Below are 5654 nucleotides of genomic sequence, written 5' to 3' on the forward strand. Positions count from 1 at the left end.
AGTTCTCAAACCACCACCGCAAGCAACGCGTGGAACCCGATGGACACCGGGCCACCGCGCTGAGCGGCAACAGATGAAAATATACATGGAAACCATGCGGAACGCAAGCCAGCGGGCATGAAAAAGCGCGGAACCGTTGCAAACACACGGTTCCATCGGCGTGTCGAAAATGGTCTTGTCATATGACCATGGCCTCGAACTGCCAACAAAACCAGAATAAACCCGCAAAACCACATTCCGGTAAACAGCATCCGAACAACGGACGGACCTTTAAAAATCAAATCGAACTATTCCGAACATGACTTCATCTATTAGCGGTCAATGCCTCAAATACATAATGATCAACACATCGCACCCGTACTCTGAGAAACCGAAGCAGACCGCATCGCAACGGTCCTGCGCAATGTAAGAATGAATCCACAATGAGAGCGCATCGCACAATGCCCGGTCGCACCATCAAAAACCGCGGAAGAACACGAAAGATAAATGTTCTCGATTCCGTGGAAAACAACCAAAGGACCGCCATGTTTCCCCAGCCTGTCGATTCACGCGCATAATCTGCATACGTTCCACGCATGGTCTGCGCGGCTGGTCTGCGTGCATGGCTTGCATGCATGGTCTGCGCGGCATGACCCGCACGGAGACATTTGGAGAAAGACATCCGGCCGCGTGATTCACGGAATACGCAAGGCAGTTGGAAGTACGATAAGGAACCATGAGCGATCTAAGCGCATTGAATCTGAAGGAAGGCGACCTCGTAGGCGGCTATACGCTGATCTCCCGCCTCGGATCCGGGGCCATGGGATCGGTATGGCGCGTCCGCGACGACGGCGGGCACCAGTATGCGATGAAGATTCTGCGCGATTCGCTGGCCGAGGATGACGAATCCGCTCCGGAACGCGATGACCAGCTCACCGCCCGGGAACGGTTGCGCCGCGAGGCCATGGCATTGCAGAAGGTGCGCCATCCCGGAGTCTGCGGCATCGTGGACATGGAGCTGGACGATGCGCTGGCGTTCATCGTCACCGAACTTATCGAGGGCAGGAATCTGCGCGAGGACGTGCGTGTCAATGGCCGCTATGTGGGCGATGACCTGGAACGCCTCGCGCGCAAACTCATCGACGCGGTGAAGGCGGTGCATGCCGCCGGCATCGTGCACCGCGACATCAAGCCGACCAATGTGATGGTGTCGAACACCGGTCCGATATTGGTGGACTTCGGCATCGCCATGGGCGAGGGCGAAAGTCATGTGACGCATACCGGATTGGTTATGGGCACGCCCGGATTCATCGCACCGGAGGTCATCGACGGCGTGGAATCGGACGAAACGACCGATTGGTGGTCCGTGGCGAGCGTGCTGGCGTTCGCGGCAACGGGAGAGCCGGTTTTCGGCACGAAACCGATGATGGCGGTCCTGGAACGCGCCGCGGCTGGCAGCGCGAATCTGAGCGGACTTCCCATGGCGACGATGACGGCATTCCGATCCGCGTTGAATCCCGATCGCACGAAACGCTGCACACCCGATGAACTGCTGCACGCGATCGCCATGGATGCCTGGAACGCGCATATCAATCCGCAATCGTGGGACAACAACGAGGGCGCTGCCAAGGATGCCACGGAGGTGATGCCCCCTTTTGCTGAATTCCCCGCCGATTCAGGCAGTTCCACGGACACGACGGATTCGCTGGAATATGAGGGAAGCGATAATCCGCGCGAGCTGTGGAAGGCATTGGACGGCATGACCGGCGAGGACGCCATCGGCACGCGTACGCTGCCGCAGATCGCGCAGACCACGCGAACGCTTCGTTCCGCGGATGGTTCGGATAGTTCCGTAGGCGGTTCCATGAGCCGTTCCACGGACGGTATCGCCAATCCTTCCACGGATGTTTTCACGAATCGTTCCATATATGGCGCCGCTTCGACGGATACGGATACTTTCGCGGAGACGGTTTCGATGCCCGCAACGGCGACCATGCCGATGCGCGCGATGCCTCCGGCGCCGCCGACCGCAACGACGGCGATGAGCGCGCTTCCGCAGACGAAGGCAATGCCGTTGCCCACAACACGGCTGGCAACAACGCGGCAGACAACACCATTGGCAACATTGCCGCCGACCGCAACGGCTTCGACGGCGACCGTGTCGATGCCGACAGCATCGCAGCCAACGGCGCTTCCGGCATCGATCCCTCCGGCGTCGTCGCCGGAGGAACCAGAATCGCCGGGCATCGAAGAGACGACGGCGGAAGATGATTTCGAACCGCGCGGCGCGCAGCAATCGAATCCCGCCGATGTGCGACGCGGCATGCTGCTGCATCGTGGCACGCTGCCGACCATGATGTTCGCGATTCCCGTCGCGCTATGCGGTTTGTTCTCACCATGGATGGCCTTGTGCGCGACCATGCTGTTCGCATGGCTGCTGGCAACGGTCGGATTCAACACGGAATCGCAGCTGGAACGCGAGGGGCGACGCGGCGGCGTGCGCAGGAACACGGATTGGCTGCTGCGCGTCGCGAGCCTTCCCTGGCATTTGCTCAAAGGCTTCTGGCATGCGCTTATGCGGTCTCTGGTGATGCTGGCGGTGACGGCACTGGGACTGGCGATTGCCACCGTCGCATTGGATCTGCCGTTCGCACTGGTGGACACGCAGATCTTCGGATTGACGGTTCCCCTGCCGACGTGGCTTGAGGAGCCGCTATCGCAAAGCGGATTCACTCAGGCAAGCTTCTCGGCGGTCGGCTGGATGGTCTGCGCCATCGCCCCCGGCGCGACGATCATGCGATTGGGCGCGGGAACATTGCGTAGACATGCAAGCATGCGTTCCGCCCATGCATAACCGGACCCCGCGCGCAACCGCATCTTCACGGAATTTCCAACGAACCGATAGCGCTGCGCAGTTATCATGGTGCACGGCATGACGCCGTGAAATTCGAAAGGAATCTGGATGGCCGTAAAGAACAAGAACACGCAAAAGCGCGCCACCCGCGCCGAGCGCAGGGCCGCCGAGGCAGCGGCGATGAAGGCCCGCGCCGAACAAATGGAAAAGGAACGCAAGCAGCAGACCATCATCGGCGGCATCGTGGTGGCCGTGCTGGTGATCCTCGTGGCGATCGGCGCGTTCGCCATCTACCACAACATGCACAAAAGCTCGGCATCGCAGTCCTCCGATGAAACGGTGCAGCAATCATATGCGAAATTGCAGAAGGTGAAGAACACCCCGAAGTACGTCGACAAAAAAGGCGGACTGCTGATTTCCAAGAACGGCTACGGCAAGTCCGTCGAAAACGCGCCGACCGTTTCGATCTACATGGATTTCCTATGCCCGGGATGCGCGAATCTGCATCGCCAGCTCGATGAGGACCTGCGCAAGATGATCGACGCGGGACAGGTCAACCTCGACCTGCACTTCATGTCGTTCATGGACCGTTGGTCGACCGACGAATATTCGAGCCGTGTGGCGAACGCGGCGCTGTACCTCGCCGACCACGACAGCGACACCGACCACATGATCTCGTTCCTGGAGAAGGTGTACGCGGAGGACTTCCAGCCTGAGGAAGGCTCGAATTACAAGTCCGTCAGCGACGCGAAAATCAAGGAGCAGATGATCGCCGCCGGCGTCTCGCAGGAGGTTGCCGACAAGGCGTTCAACCGCGACTACGACGAATGGCTCGACGCGATCGACACATACACGCCGAAGCGTCCTGAGCTGTGGCACGATTCCGGCAGCTACAAGGGCAGCATGACCACGCCGACCGTGACCATCAACGGCAAGTACTGGAACATGGACGACCTGTCGACTTCGCAGCAGACCATCGAGGATGGTCTGCTTGAAGCGATCGGCTTGAAGAAGGAAGACGTCGGCGTGACCGGCAAAATGCCTTCGATCGGTTCGAAGAAGAAGCCCATTTCCAACACCACTGGGGAATGATGCCCCCTACATGGCCAGCGTGCCCATAGGCACCGGTTTCGAGTTGACTGTTGTGGGCACGCTGGTTATGCTAGTCAATCGTCGCTTTGTAAAATATTAAGTGTACAAGCCTCCTTAGCTCAGATGGCCAGAGCGGCCGCCTTGTAAGCGGCAGGTCGTCGGTTCGATCCCGACAGGAGGCTCGAAACCCGTTCCATTACGGGCTTTGACCTCTTACCATGGGTAAGTGATCCAGAAGCCTTCCCCCAACTTGTGGCTTCTGGTGACCGGACAAGATGTCCCCCAACTTGTCTTGTCCGGGTGGGGGCAGGATAATCCCCTTCTCTCCTGCCCCCTTTTTCTTTGCTTTGTTCGGATTCCATGATTGCCGGCCGTCTCTTCCGGCTTCGCGCATCAATTCTCGCCGCACATCCGCCGTGGGGAGATTCATGCCGAAAATGTGGCGGTATGGGCAAAAACGATGCCAGGCCATGATTTCGTCCCAATCCGCTCGTTACAATGGCAAGGTTGCACACCTCGTATGAAGGCGGAACAAACATCGGAAAGAGGACGAATGGCAAGAAGGTGGACGCCACAGAGATTCGTAACGCATCGGCGCATTCGTGTCGCGATATGCGTCGCTTCGCTGACACTCACTTCGGCTTTGGCTTTCGGCGTCGGCGCCCGCAAAACCGTGGCGTTGACCGTCAACGGCGAAACCACCACCGTCACGACCTATGCGATGAGCGTCGACCGTCTGCTGCAGGAACAGGGCGTGAAGGTCAAAACCCATGATCTGGTCGAATCCACCACGCCGACCAGCATGCTGAAGAACCATGACGTCGTCACGGTGAAAAGCGCCTATCAGACCACCATCACCATCAACGGACAGGAGGTGCCGTTCTGGACGGTGGCCACCAGCGCCGAACAGCTGCTTGGTTTCTTCGAGGAGAACGAAGCGCAGGCCGCGAAGGTGACCGTCAACATCGGCAATGTGTACAACAAGCTGACCGGCGGGCTGATCATCAACCAGAAGGGCCCCGTCACCGTCATCGCGGACGGCAAAACCTCCGTGGCACCGAACGGCAAGCTTCCGGCGGCATCGATCCTCGATTCCAAAGGCATCACCGTCGGCAAGGAGGATCGCGTCAGCGTCGAAAAGGACAACGGCAAAACCGTGCTCCGAGTGCAGCGCGTCACCCATGGCACGGAAACGCGTACGGAAACCGTGCCGTTCGGCACGCAGACCATCGTGGACCAATCGTTGCAGCCAGGTGAGGTCGTGGTCCGGCAGGAAGGCCAGAACGGCGAAATCCAGAAGACCTACAGCGTCACCTACGTGGATGGCGTGAAGGAAAGCGAAGAGCTGACGGACGAGAAGACGACGAAAATCGCCATCGACCGCATCATCGCGGTCGGCCCTGAGAAGACCGCCGACGATACGGACAACAACGAATCCGACGATTCCGGCAACAACGATTCCGACAACAGCGGCAGCTCGAAGAACGACGGGCAGTCGGGCGGCAGCAACTCCGGCAGCTCCAGCGGATCCCACCAGTCCTCGAACGGCAGCAATTCGAAAAACGATTCCGATACGTCGGATAAGAAGGACAACGGTTCGAGCAACTCAGGAAACTCGGGCAGCAGCAATTCAGGCAACAGCGGAAACTCAGGAAACTCCAACTCAGGAAACTCCGGAAACAGCAACTCCGGGAATTCCAATTCCGGGAACTCGGGCAACAGCGGAAAC

The 5654-nt window shown here is 58.9% G+C and carries 3 protein-coding genes and 1 tRNA gene; all 4 read left to right on the forward strand.

Going from position 1 to position 5654, the window contains the following annotated elements; all coding sequences use genetic code 11:
* The first annotated feature begins 715 nt into the window (after positions 1–715).
* Positions 716–2833 carry a serine/threonine-protein kinase gene (locus B3C64_RS06675; RefSeq protein ID WP_291534601.1) on the forward strand — a complete coding sequence of 706 codons (2118 nt, stop codon included), beginning with the start codon at positions 716–718 and terminating at the stop codon, positions 2831–2833.
* Positions 2834–2941: 108 nt separating this feature from the next.
* Entirely contained in the window at positions 2942–3925 is a 984-nt protein-coding gene (locus B3C64_RS06680) for a DsbA family protein (protein WP_291534602.1), read from the forward strand.
* Between the two features lie 108 nt (positions 3926–4033).
* Positions 4034–4107, forward strand: a tRNA-Thr gene (locus tag B3C64_RS06685).
* Between the two features lie 371 nt (positions 4108–4478).
* Positions 4479–5654 (forward strand): G5 domain-containing protein (locus B3C64_RS06690; protein WP_291534604.1); only part of this gene is annotated, 1176 nt, incomplete at its 3' end.

Origin of the sequence: Bifidobacterium sp. UBA6881, assembly GCA_002451435.1 — a bacterium.
GTDB lineage: Bacteria > Actinomycetota > Actinomycetes > Actinomycetales > Bifidobacteriaceae > Bifidobacterium.